At 47.8% G+C, this 19,111-nt stretch carries 13 protein-coding genes and 3 tRNA genes; 10 read left to right on the top strand and 6 right to left on the bottom strand.

Going from position 1 to position 19,111, the window contains the following annotated elements:
• Window positions 1-191 precede the first annotated feature (191 nt).
• The 4 genes from OL444_RS04060 to OL444_RS04045 all read left to right on the top strand — a co-directional run bounded on the left by OL444_RS04060 (window position 192) and on the right by OL444_RS04045 (window position 2,162).
• Window positions 192-266: transfer RNA gene (locus OL444_RS04060), tRNA-Phe, on the top strand.
• A gap of 198 nt (window positions 267-464) precedes the next feature.
• Window positions 465-523, top strand: a tRNA-OTHER gene (locus OL444_RS04055).
• A gap of 283 nt (window positions 524-806) precedes the next feature.
• The gene (locus OL444_RS04050) at window positions 807-1,904 is read left to right on the top strand and encodes a slipin family protein (RefSeq protein WP_264734513.1); all 1,098 of its coding nucleotides are present in this window, start codon (window positions 807-809) and stop codon (window positions 1,902-1,904) included.
• 51 nt (window positions 1,905-1,955) lie between these two features.
• A complete protein-coding gene (locus tag OL444_RS04045) occupies window positions 1,956-2,162 on the top strand; it encodes a YwbE family protein (protein WP_264734514.1) in 207 nt (68 codons plus the stop codon).
• A gap of 3 nt (window positions 2,163-2,165) precedes the next feature.
• Here OL444_RS04045 and pth2 read toward each other — a convergent pair whose 3' ends face one another.
• The 3 genes from pth2 to OL444_RS04030 are packed head-to-tail and all read right to left on the bottom strand — an operon-like array spanning window position 2,166 to window position 4,050.
• Window positions 2,166-2,561, bottom strand: a complete 396-nt coding sequence (gene pth2, locus OL444_RS04040) for an aminoacyl-tRNA hydrolase (protein WP_264734515.1) — start codon at window positions 2,559-2,561, stop codon at window positions 2,166-2,168.
• Window positions 2,562-2,591: 30 nt separating this feature from the next.
• Entirely contained in the window at window positions 2,592-3,470 is an 879-nt protein-coding gene (locus OL444_RS04035) for a hypothetical protein (RefSeq protein ID WP_264734516.1), read from the bottom strand.
• A gap of 19 nt (window positions 3,471-3,489) precedes the next feature.
• Complete coding sequence (locus OL444_RS04030; RefSeq protein WP_264734517.1) at window positions 3,490-4,050, bottom strand: hypothetical protein; 561 nt, start codon at window positions 4,048-4,050, stop codon at window positions 3,490-3,492.
• 190 nt (window positions 4,051-4,240) lie between these two features.
• Between OL444_RS04030 and recD the strand changes: the two genes are divergently transcribed.
• The 3 genes from recD to recB are packed head-to-tail and all read left to right on the top strand — an operon-like array spanning window position 4,241 to window position 12,707.
• Window positions 4,241-6,058, top strand: a complete 1,818-nt coding sequence (gene recD / locus OL444_RS04025) for an exodeoxyribonuclease V subunit alpha (RefSeq protein ID WP_264734518.1) — start codon at window positions 4,241-4,243, stop codon at window positions 6,056-6,058.
• Window positions 6,059-6,085: 27 nt separating this feature from the next.
• Entirely contained in the window at window positions 6,086-9,274 is a 3,189-nt protein-coding gene (recC, locus tag OL444_RS04020; RefSeq protein WP_264734519.1) for an exodeoxyribonuclease V subunit gamma, read from the top strand.
• 13 nt (window positions 9,275-9,287) lie between these two features.
• Window positions 9,288-12,707, top strand: coding sequence for an exodeoxyribonuclease V subunit beta (gene recB, locus OL444_RS04015; RefSeq protein WP_264734520.1), 3,420 nt, complete (start codon window positions 9,288-9,290; stop codon window positions 12,705-12,707).
• 25 nt (window positions 12,708-12,732) lie between these two features.
• On the opposite strand, the gene OL444_RS04010 is transcribed toward recB, so the two are convergent.
• Together OL444_RS04010 and OL444_RS04005 are read right to left on the bottom strand one after the other, a co-directional pair.
• Entirely contained in the window at window positions 12,733-13,845 is a 1,113-nt protein-coding gene (locus tag OL444_RS04010) for a glycosyltransferase family A protein (RefSeq protein ID WP_264734521.1), read from the bottom strand.
• Between the two features lie 108 nt (window positions 13,846-13,953).
• Window positions 13,954-14,026 (bottom strand) — tRNA-Gly (locus tag OL444_RS04005).
• 392 nt (window positions 14,027-14,418) lie between these two features.
• Between OL444_RS04005 and OL444_RS04000 the strand changes: the two genes are divergently transcribed.
• The 3 genes from OL444_RS04000 to OL444_RS03990 all read left to right on the top strand — a co-directional run bounded on the left by OL444_RS04000 (window position 14,419) and on the right by OL444_RS03990 (window position 18,780).
• Window positions 14,419-16,002 carry a vitamin K epoxide reductase family protein gene (locus tag OL444_RS04000; RefSeq protein ID WP_264734522.1) on the top strand — a complete coding sequence of 528 codons (1,584 nt, stop codon included), beginning with the start codon at window positions 14,419-14,421 and terminating at the stop codon, window positions 16,000-16,002.
• 87 nt (window positions 16,003-16,089) lie between these two features.
• Window positions 16,090-18,279, top strand: a complete 2,190-nt coding sequence (locus OL444_RS03995; RefSeq protein ID WP_264734523.1) for a peptidase domain-containing ABC transporter — start codon at window positions 16,090-16,092, stop codon at window positions 18,277-18,279.
• A 12-nt stretch (window positions 18,280-18,291) separates the two neighbouring features.
• Window positions 18,292-18,780: a restriction endonuclease subunit S domain-containing protein gene (locus tag OL444_RS03990; RefSeq protein ID WP_264734524.1), complete on the top strand. Its 489-nt coding sequence runs from the start codon at window positions 18,292-18,294 to the stop codon at window positions 18,778-18,780.
• Between the two features lie 116 nt (window positions 18,781-18,896).
• Here OL444_RS03990 and OL444_RS03985 read toward each other — a convergent pair whose 3' ends face one another.
• The gene (locus OL444_RS03985; RefSeq protein ID WP_264734525.1) at window positions 18,897-19,085 is read right to left on the bottom strand and encodes a hypothetical protein; all 189 of its coding nucleotides are present in this window, start codon (window positions 19,083-19,085) and stop codon (window positions 18,897-18,899) included.
• Window positions 19,086-19,111: the final 26 nt, after the last annotated feature.

Genomic DNA, 19,111 nt, shown 5'->3' with positions numbered 1-19,111 from the left:
TATTCGTTGCGGGGTATTGTCAGGAATGCCATGTATCACGACACTGTTGTTTATGTTAGCCCCGGTTTGTTTAACCCTATACCTGGTGCTGGTAGTTTAAAGGCAGAACATCCGGTTGTGACCCGGAAAGTCAGGGTTCGAATCCCGCCTGCACCCTTTAGGCAATGGTGTATAACGCACCATTGCCACATGAACAAATAGCTCCAATGGCAGCGCAGCGGTTTGAAGCACCGCCCGTGCAGGTTCGACTCCTGCTTTGTTCACCAGGTAAATGAAAAGCATTTACCCAAAAGCTTCCTTTACCGGAAGAGACGTATGGTTGTTGTCCGGTATGGCAAACCAGGCGAGGGTTTCAAAGCACCCCGCAGTACAACGGTAGTAACTGGTTGTATGCTATTGCCCCGGAACGTCATATGTCTGCTCATCGTCCGTGTGTCGAAGGTTCGATCCCTTCCCGGTTTATACCGGTAGCTCAGTGGTAGAGCAACAGACTACCTTGCAGGTTCGAATCCTGCTCTGCGTATATGCGTGGATAGCAAAACTGGTAACGCAAAAGGAAGTACGCCGCTTCCCATCAAATGGCGACCCAAAATTGAAGGCCAGCGCTGCCCGCCGGCTATGGCTGCTCAAAAGGGGCAGTCAGCAATTCCCCGCATGCCCCGCAAACAGGCGCATCGCATCGGACCGTAACTATCAGCCAGTACTTCCGCCCTGACCTGGTAGCTTATTCTGATGGTAACCTGTTTCCGCATATTTGGAATGGCAGCAGCACTGGCTTTTTTTCACAACCCCCAAAACAAAAAAACATGAAAAGAGTAACTGTAAATGCCTATGAAGCAGGATTGGTTTTCAAAAACGGCGTATACAAACGTATGCTGCGGGAAGGCCACTACTGGCTGTTTGGAGAAGATATCATCCGGTATGATCTGAACAAACCATTTGTACCCAATATAGAACTGAACATCCTTTTGCAGGATAAAGATATCGCTGCCGCCCTGGAAGTAGTGGCCGTAAACGACGATGAAATTGTACTGCAATATGAAAACGGTTTATTAAAAAATGTATTAACAGCGGGCAGATATGCTTATTGGAAAAACAGTATTGCGTATACCTTCATTCGTGCAGATATCAGCAAAATTGATATCCGGGAAGATATTACACCGGCTACCCTGAGCCATAAGCTGGTAGCGCCCTATGTGCGTACCATCCGGGTAGAAAACTATGAAAAAGCCGTATTACTGGTAGATGGTAAATATGCACAGATTTTATCTGCCGGTGTATATCACTGGTGGAAAAATGATATCAGCATTTCGGTGAGTAAAATTGATACCCGGCAGTTGCAGGTAGAAATCAATGGACAGGAAATACTGACCAAAGACAAAGCAGCACTGCGTATCAACGCCTGGGCACAATACCGCATCACCGATATTGAAACGGCGGTATTGCATCATAAAGACTATGAACGGCAGTTGTATGTATTGTTTCAGCTGGCATTGCGCGAATATGTAGCGGCATTGACTTTCGATGAATTGCTGGAGAAAAAAGAAACCCTGGCAGCACATATCCTGCAGGCAGTGAGCGAACATAGTGCAGCGATGGGTGTATCAGTCACCGGCTTCGGTATCCGCGACATCATTTTACCCGGCGATATAAAAGATATCATGAACCAGGTATTGGTAGCGGAAAAGAAAGCACAGGCCAACATCATCATGCGCCGGGAAGAAACTGCCAGCACCCGCAGCCTGTTGAATACAGCGCGGCTGATGGAAGATAATCCAATGTTGTTCCGTTTAAAAGAAATGGAATACGTGGAAAAAATCGCGGAGAAAATCAACAACATCAGCGTCAACGGCAATGGTGTATTGATTGATCAGCTTAAGCAGCTGTTTATCAGCAAATCATAATTTTAAGAAAAGAGTTAGCTTTGCGGCTGACTCTTTTCTAATTTCATTGCTATGCACGGACGTAACAGAAGTGATATATATCCCGGCCTGGAAGTGGCCATCATCCTGAAAAAGGATCAACGCAGCGGAAAACTGACCTATGGTATTGTACAAGATATTCTTACGTCTGCCCCTTTTCATTCCCGTGGTATCAAGGTACGCCTGGAAGACGGCCAGGTAGGCAGGGTGGCCGAAACCAACGTTACGGAAGAAGATTAACGGCTACAACAGCTTTAAATCTTTGGTAATCCGGTCTATCGATTCATTCAGATCAGGCCCGATCGCACAACAGGTTTTGGTGGGCACACCGCCAAACTCTGTTAACCCCGAATCGGTAATCAATGTGGCATTCAGCCCGTCTTCCACCGCCAGTTGGTAGATACGTTCCAGTTCTTCTTCAGAATCTACCGACAAACAAATTTTTGTAAATCCTTTTGTCATCCATTCTGTTAATTCTTCGGGATTTCTAACATGTGTCCGGAAGGTATGCCCCTCTACCACGGCCTGCCTGGTGAGAAATGCAATGGATGCATGCGCTCCCTGTGCTATCATTTTACCTTTGCGCATATTCAGGTCTTTGCGCATCACGATTACCTGCTTAATTATCCTGGATGCCATATAAATTATTTAATTGCTGAGCTACTTTTATTATTCCCTATGCTGCTGTTCCAGCAAAAATAAATCATGATTTTTCAGCTGATCATCTTTGTATAAAATATATTTTTTCCCTGCCAGCAGGATGGTGCTAAAAGCATTAAAATATTTTTTATCCTCATTTACTTTAAACCACAGCGAATCTTTTCCTTCCACCAGCCGGTAATAGCGGAGATAGGAGGGATAAAAGTAAAATACAAAATGATTACCGGAACTACGGTTGGCCACCACAACACTGTCGAATGCCTGCAGCCACTGCGACGGGGAAGGCGCCGGATGCGTATGCAGTTTATTACCCGCCCTGATCATGCTGTCAGTGGTGGGAATATCGGTATATCCGTACACGGGCCCTTTGGCCGTTTTAAAAATATAGTAAGGCCTGTCAATAATGCGATAGTCATAGGTTGCCACCGAAGTGCTGGCATCCATATATTGCTGCACCTGCTGTGGTGTTTCCAGCTTCACTTCCGGCATCGTTTGTAAAGTATAGGCAGGTGCTTTAAAATACTGATCCCCGAAAAACAGGTTGTGTTGTTCATCGATATAATGCAATGCCGATGTAGGATAGGAGGCGGTGAAAGGTGTTGCCTGTGTTCTGCTGCCATTACGGAAGATGATTAACCGGTAGGTATCACTGGCGATTTCCGGACTGGTAGGATTGATCACATTCACTACCACCAGCAGGCAGCTGCTGTCTGCCGGAATGGTGGCCCATACCAGACTTTCATCGGGCAGCGTTAGTTTTTGTAAGGTATATGCCGGGCCGTTGTATGCCGGAAAATCCGGAAATGCGGGGTATTTATCTGCATGCGTCCGGGAGTAGCCACATGCCATTCCCAGGCACCAGACAGCCAATAGCCAATAATGTTTCATACTGTAAAATAGTGAGATCCTACCAGATCACATATCCCACTCCCAGCCGGGTGCTGGGAAAACCATCCCAGGAGCCGGTACGGGAGATATATCGTAATGCCCATCCGAAGCGGACATCAAAATTAATCCGTTTACCCCAACTGCGCTGTATGCCCCAGGCCGGCGCAATGGAATACATGGCATCCATCTCTTTATTTTTGGCGATCAGCGGTACCATGCTGTAACCAGCGGTGAGGCTAAAGAAATTACCTGCATTGTTCCTGATTTTTCTGCCATGGGCGGCAGATCGGCGCAAGCCATAGTACTGCCGGAATTCTCCGGAAACAACCGGGGTGAAAATATATCCCCAATGGCTGCCATTCATATCGGAACCGGCATAACCAAAACTGAAATCGATACCGGCTTCCAGATTCATGGTAGCTGTGCGGTATACCCGCCACTCGTAATGCAGGCCGACGCCCAGTAAATTGAGGTTGGCTTTAAACTGACTGGCTTTTCTGTCCAGACTATCCTGTGCGACGGCACAAAGATTCATCAATAATAATCCTGTAACAATCCGGGAAAACAATCTTTTGCTCATAACAGTTGTGGGTATCATCTCCGATAAAAATAAAATCGTGCTCAAAAGTTGCGCAAACCTAAATTTTATTTGCGATAAGTGTCAAAATACCGGTCTCCGTCATATCCGGTATGGCTATACGTAGCATCACTTTATACAGATGACGCAGAAAATGTCGTACTTTGATATTTATCAAGTGTATCACCAGACCATGCGAAACATTTCGACCCTGAACGACGTTCACCAGCAATTTGCAGAGTACTTCGATATTCCTGCATTAAAGCCTTTCGCTTACCTGCTGTCGAAGAAACTGAGTGAAGGGCATATCTGTCTGCATCTCGATAAAATTAAAGCCGACCAGGACGCACTTCCGTCTTTTTATTATATACCGGAAAACATCCCGGCGGCACTGGCGGCCATTCCGCTGATTGGTAAGCATGGTGACGACCGGCAGCCCTTTGTATTATACCAAAACCGGCTGTACCTGCAACGGTATTTCCGCTACGAAACCAATTTCCTGGAGCGCCTGCAGGCCTTTCTCACGGCCGAACAGCTGCTATTACCGGAAAGAATGGCATTGCTAAAAAATCAGCAACCATTTATTACCCGGTTGTTTGAGGCGCCCGCTGCCACGACAACAGGCGGTGATCCGGTCAACTGGCAGCTGGCAGCTGCTATTACCGGGGTGTTGAATAATTTCACCATCATCACCGGCGGCCCGGGTACGGGTAAAACTACTACCGTAGCCAAACTGCTGGCTATCCTGTATGCGACCGACCCCGCCCTGAAAGTAGCGCTGGCAGCACCTACCGGTAAAGCCGCCGCACGTATGGCGGAGAGTCTCCGTAATACTACCATCGATATAGATCCGGCGATTGCTGCCCAATTCCGGCTGCTGCAACCGGCTACCATTCACAGGCTGCTGAAGCCCGAAAGAGATACCCCTTACTTCCGGCATAACCGGGAAAATCCGCTTAACTACGATGTAGTGATTGTAGATGAGTGTTCCATGATTGATGTGGCGCTTTTTTCCAAACTGCTGGACGCCATCCATCCGCATACCCGCCTGATTTTGCTGGGCGACAAAGACCAGCTGGCCTCTGTAGAAGCGGGCAGCTTGTTTGGAGATCTTTGTCAGGCGCAGGAACAACTCAACCTCTTTTCACCGGCACGGCGACAGTTCATCAATACCTTTATTACGGATACGCTGCAACAAATTCCGGCAGCACAGGAACGGGATCATTATCAGCACCCGCTGTTTCAACACCTCGTGGAATTGCGGCGCAGCCACCGTTTCACAGGACATCAGGGTATCGGAAAATTTACCCGCGCGGTTATCGACAACAACGTGGCCGCTATTCAGGCGTTTCTGCCTGCCGATGCCGATCCGCAGGTAATCATAGACCAGGCTGCCGATCCGGCATTGTTTGAACAGTTCATTGCCGGATATACTGCTTTCATCACAGAAAAAGATACGGCTACCGCACTCCGTAAACTGAATACCCAACGGGTACTCACCGCTGTCAGAGAAGGACCGCAAGGCCTGTACGCCGTCAACAAACAAATAGAAAAATACCTGCACGATAAAAAACTCATTACTGCCAATGCAGAATTTTATGAGAACCGTCCTATTATCCTCACCCGTAACTATTACGAACACGGCTTATTCAACGGAGATACCGGCATTATCCGGCCCAACAGCAACGGCACGCTGATGGCCTGGTTTGAAGACAGTACCGGTGGACTGAAAGGTGTATTACCGGGCTATCTTACACAGGCGGAAACAGCTTTTGCCATGACGATTCACAAAAGTCAGGGTTCTGAATTCGGAGAAGTATTGGTAGTATTGCCGCAGGTAGCGGAAGTACCCATCCTTACCCGGGAACTGCTGTATACCGCCGCCAGCCGGGCAAAAGAAAGGGTATACCTCCAGGGGCCCGCCACCGTCATATTGATGGCAGCCGCCCGGTTTGTAGAGCGTGCCTCCGGTATTGCCGCCAGATTCCTGGCAGCAGGCGCCGGCAACTAATTTAACAGACTAAGCTCAGATACATACATGGCATTGTATTTAAAAGTGTCTAATTCACTGAACAGCCTGGCGCAGGGCCTTTCTCAGGACCTGCAAGCCGCCGGCAACAGTGTTTTTCAGCCACATTACATTATTACCCAAACCGAAGGGATGAATAACTGGCTCAAGTTGCAACTGGCCTACCAGCTGGGTATTGCAGCCAACTGCCGGTTTATGAAACCCAACGACCTCCTGCATCAGCTATACATGATGCTGGGAGGGCCCTACACTGCCGTGCTTTCTCCGCAAAATCTCAGCTGGCTGCTTTTCAAACTGCTGGGAGAAAAAGCGTTTACAGAAAAATATCCGGATACTGCCGCCTATTACCAGGATCAGGGCCCCGACAGCGCATTAAAACGGATGTCGCTCGCAGAAAGAGTAGCCGATCTTTTTGACCAGTACCAGGTGTACCGGCCGGATATGATCCAGGAGTGGACCCGCGCAGATGTTGCGGCCATGCAGCAAGCCGACTGGCAGCAATGGCTGTGGATGAAGATAAAAACCATGTCTGGCAAAGCTCTGCCCGACAAAACCATTATTGGCGCCTATATCCTGGATACCTTACGCATAAATGGACCCAAAGTGAATCTGGCAAGCAGGATACCCGCCATCCACCTCTTTGGGTTATCCATTATCACAGCGTATCACGTAAAGATCCTGCATGAATTATCGGCTTATATAGATGTCTATTTTCATATTATTAACCCGGCGCCGGCTGTCTTCTGGTTTGACGACAAAAACGAAAAACAACTGGCCCGCTGGCGGCAGAAAGGCCTGCAGGAACTAGCGGCCAACACGGCCGGCAACACCCTTCTCACCGGGTGGGGGAGTGTGATACAAAACAGCTTCGGCCTTTTCTTCGCCTACGATGCTTTTTTAAATGCCTACGAAGACATCGACATCGTGGAACCGGAACCGGATTCGCTGCTGCACAAAATCCAGCACGATATCTTTATGGCCGCCACCAACGAACGGCAGCCCCTTTCCCTGGAAGATACCAGAGATGGTTCCGTCACCATCAACTCCTGTTACACCATCGCCCGGGAAGTGGAAGTACTGTATAACTACCTGGTACACCTGGTAGATCAGCGGCATGAAGCCTTGTCGCCCCGCGACATTGTAGTCATGGTCAGCGACATTGATGCCTACGCACCTTATATCAAAGCGGTATTTAATCATGCGCCATACCGGTTCCGCTACACCATTGCCGATGAAAGCTATACTGATAACGACAACCTTTTTAATGCCCTGCATGCCATCTTAACCGTTACGGCCGACAACTTCAAAGCCGAAACCGTAATACAGCTGCTGGACTTTTCATATATCCGTAAACGTTTTGCCCTGCAGGACCCGCTGCGGATACGCGCCATTGTACAGGCAGCCAACATCCGGTTTGGTATTGAAGGCGACAAAACGGAAGAAACCCATTTTGTCAGCTGGCGGTACGGTATCCAGCGGATCATGTATGGTATCTGCATGAGCGGCAATGAAGAATACGGCACAGGCGCCGACAGCTTTTTCCCGCTGGACCAGCTGGAAGGCAGCGATGCCCACGAAATCATCCGCTTCTGCCATTTTGCGGCGGTACTCATGGACTCCATCGAAGACCGTACACATGACCGGAGCATTGCAGAATGGGTGACCTATGCAGAACGCCTGCTGCATAACCTCGTATTTGAACCGCAGGAAGAAGTAGATGAGGACTATACCACCCTCATGAAAGAACTCACCGATTACAACACGCTAAATGAGTACATGGATGATAAAATATCCTTTGAGGTATTTAACCATAGCTTCCTGCAAACCCTTACAGGTACTACCCGCGCCGGACTATTTGTAAACGGGGGCATCACCTTCTGTTCGCTCATTCCCATGCGTAGTATTCCGTTTAAGGTAGTAGCGTTGATGGGCCTTAACTACGATAAATTCCCCCGCCGGGAAAACAAGTCCAGCTTCAACCTGATGGAACAACAACGGCAACGGGGCGATCGTAATGTAAAAGAAAATGATAAACACCTGTTCCTGGAAACGGTATTATCTGCCCAAAACTATTTATACATCAGCTATGTAGGTAAAAATGCCAAAGACAATACCATCCAGCCACCTTCTGCCCTGGTAGATGAACTGGTAGATTACATAGAAGCCGGTACCGATCCGGCTGAACAATCCCAGGTACGCTCCCTGCTCATTACCCAGCAGCCCTTACAGGGATTCAGCCGGAAATATGCTACCGGCAACGATCAGCTGTTCAGCTATCTGAATAATAATACCCTGCATAAAAAGACGGTACTAAAGGAACAAAAGATAACAGACCCGTTAAACTTCGATGAAATTACGCTGGATGAACTGGTCAGCTTCTTCCGGAATCCTTTCCGCGCTTATTACAATAAAGTGCTGGGCATCTATTACAACAATGAACAAATTCTGCTGAAAGAAACAGAATTGTTCAGCCTCGATAACCTGGATCAGTGGGATATCAAAAACCGACTGTTGCCCGTGGCGGCAAATGAAACCGGTATCCTGCAAAAAATGCTGGTCCGCAAAGGCAGGCTGCCGCTGAGTAATATGGCTACGGTAGCCCTGCATCAGGTAGAAGAGCTGGTAGTACCGGTACGCGCCCTCTATGATACCCTCACAAAAGGCACTGAAGAAAAACGGCTGCCGGTGGAGTTATCGGTAGATGGCAGCTTACTGAAAGGTACTATCCCCCAGGTTTTTGATGATAAATTCCTGCAGGTATCCTGGTCGAAAAAAGAAACCAAATACCTGATAGCAGCTTATATCCGTTACCTGGCAGGTACGGCAGCAGGCGTATTAACCGGTATGCATTTTATTTCCGGCACTAAAAAGGAAGCCGTTTTTGCCGCAGTACCTTTGTCGCAACAAACTGCCCAACACCGGCTGCAGGAGCTGGTTCGCCTCTATAAAAGCGGATTCAGTAAAATGCTGCCATTTTACCCTGACTTTGAAACGGAACCTGCCGAACTGGACACCCTGGGTACAGATAAGTTTCTGGTGATGATCAGTAAAAAGCTGGAATCCAACACAGATCCGTATATCATGCAGGAATATGAAAAAGGATTTTTTGAAGAGGAAGATACCCTGGCAGCTTACAAGGCCATTTGTCAGTTGCTGATTACGCCACTGGCCACCATCTTCCCTGAATATTATGTGTAAACAGCCCTGTGACATGATTGAGGTAAATACATATCAGCATTTCGACGCCGCCACCGTATCACTGGACAGCAGTAACCTGATTGAAGCCAGCGCCGGTACCGGTAAAACATATTCTATTGCCATCCTGGTATTACGCCTGATACTGGAGCAAAAGCTTTCCATCAAGGAAATCCTGATGGTTACTTTTACCAAAGCAGCAGTAGCCGAGCTGGAAGACCGTATCCGGTTGTTTATACGCCGGGCCTATAAGGTCAGCTACGGCTTTGCTGTCAATGACGAAAAGATAGAAAACCTGGTGATACAGGCGGTGGAAAATACCGATGTACACCAGGTGCGGCAACAGCTGCGCGATACCATCCTGCTGCTGGATGAAACAGCTGTATTGACGATTCACAGCTTCTGTCAGCAAACCCTGACCACATTTGCCTTTGAAACCAACCAGCTGTTCGGCGCTGAAATGGTACCGGATCTCACTCCCGTCATAGAAGATGAACTGAACAAATACTGGCGTAAAAATATTACTACCCTTCATACCTGGCTGCTGCAGCGGATCTGGATAGAAAAGATGCGGGATGAGCTGCAACAGGTAATTACAGAACATCTCAGCGGTAAAAAGTACCTGGACTTCGACGAAAGTATTGCCTACGCCATTGACAAGCCACAGCAACTGGAATGGGTACACACCTTCCGGGAACTGGCTGAAAAGGAAAAGCAACTGACCGAAGCATTACATCAATACATCCATCAGCATGCCGACGAAATCCGTACGGCGTGTATGGCTAACCGTTATGCCAAGAAAAACTGGCCCGACCTGATTGCCGACCCGGAGAAACTGATTGCGGAAATCAAAAAGAAACGGAGCTCTGCCTACATCCCGATTGTTTTTCCGGAGATCCTGGAACAACTGGACATCATTGCATTGGAGCAGGAAGCCACTACCGGACTCGCACAAACGATCCGGCGGCAGCTATACTGTATGGCCATCAAAGAAGTAGGAGCAGGGGTGCGCAGCTTCAAGGAACGCAGCAATATGCTGGGCTATGATGACCTGATCACCAACCTGCACAATGCCCTGGTAAAAAGAGACAACCCACAGCTGATAGCTGCCTTGCAGGAAAAATACAAAGCTGTTTTTGTGGATGAATTCCAGGATACCGACCGGCAGCAGTTCGAAATATTCGATCGCGCTTTCGGCCAGCAAACCATCCTGTTCTATATCGGTGACCCCAAGCAAAGTATTTATGCGTGGCGGAAAGCGGATATATTCACTTACTTCAACGCCAGAAACAGCGTACAGCACCTCTACGACATGAACCTGAACTTCCGTTCAGCCGCCAATCTCATTACGGCCATGAACCAGTTCTTTCAGCCTAAAATACCTTTCGACACCTTTTACTTTGAAGGAGAACGCGACAGCATCGAGTATATTCATGTAGATAGCCCGCCGGAAAATAAGAAAGGGTTTTTATATCATGGCGCAGAGAAAGTTACGCCTATCATCATCTCCGAAAGTTCCAGCAAAGACAAAATCAGTATGGCTGTAGCCACACAGGTAGCACAGCTGTTGCAGGATCAGTCGTATCGTATTGGCCAGGAAAACGGGATGCGTAGCATTACGCCCAGCGACATTGGCATATTGGTACGTACCGGAAAAGACGGTAAACTGGTGAAAGATCAGCTGGCCCGCTTAGGCATTCCGGCAGTAACCATCGACGATGCCAAAGTACTGGATGCACCCGAAGCATTGTATGTACTGTATCTGCTGGAAGCCATGGAAACACCGGACCGGTCTTCCATCAACCGGGCATTGTTATCACCCTTCACCGGTTTTGATATTCCGCAGATCCTGAAACTGGACGATGAAGTAACGCTTTCCCTGTTCAGCAAATACCGCGACCTATGGCAACAGGATGGCGCCTATACCGCTATCATGGCGTTTATTGCCGATTTTGGCGTACGACATGTACTCCTGGACGAACATCCGGAAAACGGCGAACGTATCATCACCAACCTGTTTCAGCTAACAGAACTGGTACATCAGGTACAAAGCCGCAAAAACCTGTCCATGCGCGACCTGATTTCCTGGTTGAAACGTGGCATCGATGGAATGGCCACTACCGGCGATGAATATGCACAACGGGTGGAAAGCGATGAAGAAGCCGTGAATATTGTCACTATTCATAAAAGCAAAGGACTGGAATACAAGATTGTATTAGCTCCCTTCCTGGATTTTGTAGAAAACAGCCGGATCGAATTTGTCAGCTTCCGTGATCCGGATACCGGCGACTATTCCGGTGCAGAGAAGCAACGCCTCACCGATACGCAGCAGGCGTCCTATAAGCGGCAGCAGGAGCAGGAAAACCGCCGGCTGATTTATGTGGCGGTCACCCGGGCAGTATATGCCTGTTATCTCTACCGGAACACTTATTATCCGAAGTCTTCTTTAACTGCTTTTACCGGCGCTTTACTGGAAAACATGCCTGACCCGACCCTGATCCGGTTTGCCACAGGTTTACCGGAGAAACCGGCACAAAGCTACCGGCAATATATGCAGCGTGCCATCATTCCCGTTAGTCAGCCCGCAGTAGCCTTTCAGCTGGAAGAAGAAAACTGGCGGAAGATGAGTTATACCATGCTGGCCGCCAAAGCAGAACAACGGCCACGTACCCGCTCTTTTCAGCAGGACGATACCTACGATAACTTTATTTTCAACACCCTGCGGCGGGGCGCTAAAACCGGGAACCTCCTGCACTTCATCTTTGAAAATATCAACTTCTCTGACAACAGCAAGTGGGATGAATGGCTGGAAGAAGCCGTCCGGCGTTTTGTGCCGGGGCAGCGGGAACTGTACCTCCCCATGTTACTGCAGCTATTACAGCATGTTTTTCAAACTACCATCGACATCAATGGTGCCCGTTTTCAGCTGGCATCTGTAGGCCGGCACAAACGGCTCGCTGAATTTGAATTTGATTTTCCGGTGCCTGTATTCCAGGCCAATCTCCTCAATCACCTATCTGACGATATACTCACGGTGGGGGTTAAACGATTTTCAGAATACAGCAACCAGGAGCTGGAAGGCATTATGAACGGGAAAGTGGATCTGTTCTTTGAACATGGCGGACGTTATTACATCCTGGACTGGAAATCCAACTACCTGGGCAGCCAGGTGGAAGACTATGCGCCGGAAAACCTGGCAGCAGCCATGAATGAGCATAACTATCACCTGCAATACCTGATATATACCGTGGCGGTGAAAAAATACCTGGAAAGCCGTATCCCCGGATTCGATTATAACACCCAGTTTGGCGGGGTCGTTTACCTGTTTGTACGGGGAGTGAGGAATAACAGTAGTCATGGTATTTTTACGGCGATCCCTTCCACAGAGAAAATCAGTTTCCTGGAACAATTACTAACCGGTAGATCCACCAGGTAACCACCCTTCTCTGGTGAAGCTGGTGTTATGATACCCCGACTTCTTCCAGGATAATACGCTCGGCAGAAAAATTACGGTATACCTTTCCGGCGCCAAAACCCTGTGGGTTAATGATGTGGGCATGTTTCCGGTTTTGCATGTAAATTTTTTTGCCCAGATGTATGGCACGTTCCAGTAAAAAAGTTTCACGTAAATCACAGGAATCCACCCGGTAAAAGAGACGTTTATCTGCCGCCAGCAGATGCCCCTGTGGCTGGTTGGCCAGTATCATCCATATCTTCTCATTTTCTTTCATCAACCAGGTGGTATTGCCTTCTGTTCTGTAGGTGCCTGCATATCTTCTGCGGGGTTTCAGCAGGTAGTTATTTCCTGGCTGTGCGTCAAACTGTACGCCTGCTGCTTTGTACTGCAAGGGATCGTTGCTGACATAAAATCGTTCAAATACATTGTTTTCCTGCAAATAGATCACCTCCGACACCTGTTCATCTACCGGGGCAATAAACAGGTCTTTTGTTTTTCTGACCGATATACCTTCCGCAATCCGCATATGATCGTCATGCCGGATTGCTTGCAGATACGCCGGATTATGAATACAGGTTCGGCGCCGGCCATACTGTTCCAGCCGGCTTTTCAGGTCCTGGTCTTCATAGCCATAGTCCGTTACCTGTTCATCATAGCCTCTGTTGTAGTAGAAATCGTCTTTCCGGAGGCATAGCCGGCCTTGTACATCCCACCATTTTTTATCGGGGCCGATGCGGGGAGGAGCCAGGAAAATAGCGGTGTCTTTATTGAACATCTCATTCACATAGGTCGCAAATCCGGCACCAGTAAAGTTATCGGCGTCGACACTACAGATGATATCGCCGGTAGCCAGCCTGAAAGCCATATTTTTGGAATGGCTCATATGAAAATACTGTGGGTCTTTCGTGGAAAAATACGTCAGTATACCTGCATCAATGTAGGCGCGCAAATTGTCCTGTGCCCAGCTATATAGATCATCTTTAGAACCATAATCCAGTAAAACGAATTCAATATTGTTATAATCACGGTTATCATGAATATTCCGGGGCAGGGTTTCTTTGAGGTGCATGGCCCTGTTCATACAAACAGTGCAAAAGGAAATCTTATTATATTTCATCCGTTATTCTTTAATGGTAGGTGCGATGAAAAGATAACAAGCTGGTAACTATATTGTTCTGCGTATACAGCAAGGAAGATATCGGGCAGCGCGACAAAAACAGGAAAGAGCGGAAGACGGGACTCGAACCCGCTACCTACAGCTTGGGAAGCTGTCGCTCTACCAGGTGAGCTACTTCCGCAGGTAACCTCTTAAAGATATAAAAAAAGGAAATAATTATCATCTGCTTATTTATAAAAACACCAGGAAATCCACCTCCGGGGCCACTGCATGGTGGATACAATAAAAAAGGGTAATATCTAAGTATGCCAGTGCGATTCTATATCAGTGGCAGTTACTAATTTTAAATGGATCGATCGTGTTTATCCTATGCATAAACAGGGCAGAACGTGAACTGTTAAGACAAATTACCTGTAGTTTTTATTATATTGAGGAAACTGTGATTTATCCGTAGCAATAAATGATCGGCTGAGATAAAAGATCCTGTAATATCCTTATCTGGTTTATAATGTCTGTCATTCAAACAACGATTTCCTGTGCCCTTTAACTATAACCCAAAAAACCTTTCCGGTTATGAAAAAACAAGCAAAAGACGATCTCTTTGAAGATATTGCCTGGCGGTGGCTGCGTAGCAACAAGATTAATGTTGATAAAAAGTTTATGGCCACAGAGTTGCAAACCCACCCCGACTATCCTTCTCTCGTATCCCTGACGGATTTCCTGGAAGTTGGCGGCATGCAATACTATGCCATTGAAAGTGAGTGGCAGTATGTTTCTCAATTTAACTACCCGCTACTGGCGCATGTAAAAGAAGAACATACAGAATACATGCTGCAGGTAGATACCATTCAGGACTGGACCCGGAACAAAGACCTGGAAAAGGGCTGGACCGGTATTGTGCTGATTCCGGAAGAAAATACTTCCTGGCATAATGAAGAAAATACCCGCCAGCTTAAACAAAACCGGTCTTTTAACCTGATGTTCGCCGGTTTCCTCGCATTGTTGCTGGGGGTAGTAGGCTATATTTTTCACGACAACTTCACGCCACTGAATATCATATGGGGACTGTTGTCTCTCGCTGGTCTGGCTATAAGTACCGCCACTATTGCCACCGAACTGGGCGTACAGATCAAAGTGGTAAAAGAAGTCTGTAATTCCGTGAGCCCGCGGGGATGTGATGCCGTACTGAAAAGTAAATATGCAACCGGTTTATGGGGCATTACAGTAGCCGATGCGGCGATTACCTACTTCGGTGTACAGTTTGGCTGTTTCCTTTTATCCAACAGCCATCCGCTGTTATTTGCCACGATACAAATGATTGCCTTGCCACTGACGGCTGTAGCACTGGTGAGCGTATATGCGCAGAAATTCATACTTAAAAGATGGTGTGCCCTGTGTTTGGGTATTGTAGCCATATTGGTGGTACAAGGTATATTGGCAGCTGTGAGCTTCCAGGCCTTTTACCCGGCGGTGGAACCACTCACCATCCTGTATTTTTTCATTGCCCAGGCTATCTGCTGTGCGTTCCTGATACCCCTGAAAAAGTCTGTAAAAAGCATCCGGGAACAACTCAGCCGTGCGATGGAGCTACAACGCTGGAAAAGAGACAGCTCCCTGTTTATTGCCCAGTGGTCGCAACAACCAGCGGCAGACATCACACCGTGGGAACATGAACTGCAATATGGCAACCCTGAAGCACCCATCGACATCACGGTAGCCTGCAGCCCCCATTGCGGCCCGTGTACACATGCACACAAGATGCTCGACGAACTATACGAATTGTATAAAGATACCGTACGCTTTAAGGTTCGTTTTGTTTGCAGTCCGGGTGAAACCAACCAGATCACCACTTCCGTGACCGCCATCCTGCAACGGGCAACAGTGGCGCAATCCAGCGACGACATCCCACATATGCTGTCAGATTGGTTCACCATGGGTAATGTTGAAAAATGGACCCAGAAATGGGATACTTCCGCTAAGGTAGATGTAACAGACCAGCTGAAAAGACATTCCGCCTGGATAGATGCTGCCGGTGTAAAAGGTACGCCTACCGTATTTATCAACGGACGCCAGCTCCCTAAGAATTATCAGCTGCAGGATATGACACAGCTGATACCGGCACTGGCAGAAACGTCCATCGCCCTGCAACATTCCTGACCGAAAAAACATTCATCACAGATACTAACCTCCAGGCATACACGACAACCCGGAGGTTAGCATCTTTAGATCCTCTACGCACGATATATGTTTTCCCGGTTTAAAAAATTCGCTGCTTACCACCAGTTGGAAATGATGGACTGCGGCCCTACCTGTTTGCGGATGATCGCCCATCATTATGGGAAGCATTACAGCTTACAGACGCTCCGGGTACTGACCCGGCACGGAAAAGAAGGGGTCAACCTGCTGGGTATTGCAGAAGCAGCAGAAAGTATTGGTTTTGAAGTAAACGGCACCATGCTGTCTTTTGCCGAACTCCGGACAGAAGCACCCCTGCCTTGCATTGTGCACTGGCGGCAACAGCATTTTGTAGTCGTATACAAGATCACTGCCCGATATGTATATGTAGCCGATCCTGAAACCGGCCGCATGAAATATACCCATGCTGATTTTTTGAAACACTGGTCCCAGGAAAAAGAAGATGGCATTGCCCTGCTGATGGAACCTACCGACGCCTTCTATCAGCAAACCGGAGAAACTAAATCCCCGCAGGGATTCCGGATGTTATGGGGACATGCCGTACTGTATAAGAAACTTATCCTGCAGATCATACTCGGCCTGGGAGCCGGTACCCTGTTACAACTGGCCTTTCCTTTCCTCACCAAAAGTATTGTGGATGCCGGGATCAAGGAACGGGACTTTTCACTGATTCTGGTTATTCTGGCCGGACAATTTATGCTGCTGGCTGGCAGAACCAGCCTGGAGTTTATCCGGCGATGGGTGCTGTTGCATATCAGTACCCGGATCAATATCTCCATCATCAGCAACTTCTTACTAAAGCTGATGAAGCTGCCCATTCCTTTTTTTGATGGCAGAATGACCGGCGACATCCTCCAGCGCATACAGGACCAGAACAGGATTGAGCAATTCCTCACCGGCTCTGTATTGAATATTTTATTTGCGCTCCTCAACCTGGTGGCATTCACCATTGTACTGGTCTGGTATAATCCGGCCATATGTGGATTATTTATTGGGGGCAGTGCCCTTTACCTCTTATGGATCAGTGTATTCCTACGCAGAAGAAGAACGATTGATTACCTGAAATTTGAAATATCTGCCCGTAATCAAAGTAAACTGATGCAGCTGATTCATGGTATACAGGAAATCAAATTAAACAGCTGCGAAGCACAGAAAAAAGAAGAGTGGGGAGACATACAGGGCAGCCTGTTTAAAGCCAATATCAAAAGCCTCTCACTCACCCAACAACAAGAAGCCGGCGCCTTGTTTATCAATGAAGGCAAAAACCTGCTGATTACCGCTTATGCCGCCACCTGTGTCATCAACGGACAATTATCATTGGGTGCCATGCTTGCCATTCAATATATCATAGGCCAGCTGAATGGCCCTGTAGAACAGATGATTCACTTTATTCAGGCCACCCAGGATGCCCGCATCAGTATGGAGCGGCTCCAGGAAATACATGAACTGGGTGACGAGGAAAGCGATAGCGTACATATGACGAAACAGCTGCCTGCCTGTAAGGACATCACTGTTTCCGACCTGACCTTCACCTATCCCGGTGCAGGTAATGAGCCTTCCCTCCGGGATATCAGCCTGTTTATTCCCTATGGTAAAGTAACAGCCGTCATAGGCAGCAGTGGCAGTGGCAAAACCACCCTGTTGAAACTATTGCTTAAATTTTATCAGCCGGAAGCAGGGGGGATCACGGTGGGTGATACGCCGCAGGAATATATCAGCCATGCGGCATGGCGCGCCAAATGTGGAGTAGTGATGCAGGATGGTTTTATTTTTTCAGATACCATCGCGCAGAACATCTGTATTATCAACAGCGAAATAGATGAAGCCCGCCTGGATTATGCCATACATATTGCCAACATCCGCGACCTGATCGACTCGCTGCCATTGGGCATCCACACGCAGATCGGGCCGGAAGGACATGGCATCAGCCAGGGACAACGCCAGCGTATATTGATTGCCCGCAGCGTGTATAAAAATCCGGATTTCATTTTCTTTGATGAAGCGACCAATGCCCTGGATGCTACCAATGAGAGTATCATCATGCATAATCTCGCTACTTTCTTTAAGGGAAAAACAGTGGTCATTGTAGCACACAGGCTTAGCACCGTAAAAAATGCAGATAATATTATTGTGTTGCAGAAAGGTGAGATCATTGAACAAGGTACACACCGGCAGCTGGCTGCAGCCAAAGGCGCTTACTATACATTGGTAAAAAACCAGCTGGAGCTGGACGATTAAAAGCCCTACATTATGACAGAGGAATCCTTGTATTCTAACACGACCACTACTGAAACCGCCATCAATGAAATACTCAACAGCAAACCCAACTGGCTGATCCGCTGGGGCACCTTGTTATTGATAGGTCTGATGGCAGCCTTGTTTGGCCTTGTCAGCATACTACCTGCGCGTATATCCACCACCGTTAGTATACTATCCATCCAGCCTGATACGCTTGCCACTACGCCAGGCTGGATAGCCACTGTGCGTGCTCCCCATACCATCGTAAAGCCCGGAACAGCCATTACGCTGATGATCGGCGAACCCGCCGGTCAATCACTGCCAGGAGAGATGGTGGCCTATCGTAGCACAGATGATACTACCAGTGTGCTGCAGTTACGTATATATCCCACGAAAAGTATGCTTCCCGGCCAATACGCCAGCATACTGTCTGGGCGGCCACAACAGGGTGTATTGATTAAAAGAGGCCGGCTACTGGAGAAACTTAGCCAAACAAACTGATATTATTCTTTTTCGTTGTCCTACAGTATCTATCTGATATTATTCCAATTAACCTAACAACGTTTCTGGTCGTTGTTAAAAATAAAGGCTGACTTTATAGCCAGCCTTTACTGTTTTTACCGGGGCCCTGGCAAACAAACGAGATTTCCGCTTCCCAGCACTTTACAATGGCAGCCCCGTTCCGTACAGGTATTACAATCTTCGTCAAAGAAAGGACAATGTGTAGCGGCGGCTCCTGCACCACCGTGTACATTTTTCAAGGCATGTCTGTCCAGGGTCTTACCAGGGAATAATCGTTTTTTCATATTTACATATTGAAAATGGAAGAATA

It is taken from the genome of Chitinophaga nivalis, from assembly GCF_025989125.1.
Lineage (GTDB): Bacteria > Bacteroidota > Bacteroidia > Chitinophagales > Chitinophagaceae > Chitinophaga > Chitinophaga nivalis.
Note: the sequence above shows the minus strand (reverse complement) of the source record. Positions and strands in the feature narration are given on the sequence as shown.

Bases quoted from the DNA above. Each gene is read 5' to 3' on its own strand.
- OL444_RS04050 (WP_264734513.1), top strand. From the start codon at position 807: ATGAAAAGAGTAACTGTAAATGCCTATGAAGCAGGATTGGTTTTCAAA.
- OL444_RS04045 (WP_264734514.1), top strand. From the start codon at position 1,956: ATGCACGGACGTAACAGAAGTGATATATATCCCGGCCTGGAAGTGGCC.
- pth2 (WP_264734515.1), bottom strand. From the start codon at position 2,561: ATGGCATCCAGGATAATTAAGCAGGTAATCGTGATGCGCAAAGACCTG.
- OL444_RS04035 (WP_264734516.1), bottom strand. From the start codon at position 3,470: ATGAAACATTATTGGCTATTGGCTGTCTGGTGCCTGGGAATGGCATGT.
- OL444_RS04030 (WP_264734517.1), bottom strand. From the start codon at position 4,050: ATGAGCAAAAGATTGTTTTCCCGGATTGTTACAGGATTATTATTGATG.
- recD (WP_264734518.1), top strand. From the start codon at position 4,241: ATGCGAAACATTTCGACCCTGAACGACGTTCACCAGCAATTTGCAGAG.
- recC (WP_264734519.1), top strand. From the start codon at position 6,086: ATGGCATTGTATTTAAAAGTGTCTAATTCACTGAACAGCCTGGCGCAG.
- recB (WP_264734520.1), top strand. From the start codon at position 9,288: ATGATTGAGGTAAATACATATCAGCATTTCGACGCCGCCACCGTATCA.
- OL444_RS04010 (WP_264734521.1), bottom strand. From the start codon at position 13,845: ATGAAATATAATAAGATTTCCTTTTGCACTGTTTGTATGAACAGGGCC.
- OL444_RS04000 (WP_264734522.1), top strand. From the start codon at position 14,419: ATGAAAAAACAAGCAAAAGACGATCTCTTTGAAGATATTGCCTGGCGG.
- OL444_RS03995 (WP_264734523.1), top strand. From the start codon at position 16,090: ATGTTTTCCCGGTTTAAAAAATTCGCTGCTTACCACCAGTTGGAAATG.
- OL444_RS03990 (WP_264734524.1), top strand. From the start codon at position 18,292: ATGACAGAGGAATCCTTGTATTCTAACACGACCACTACTGAAACCGCC.
- OL444_RS03985 (WP_264734525.1), bottom strand. From the start codon at position 19,085: ATGAAAAAACGATTATTCCCTGGTAAGACCCTGGACAGACATGCCTTG.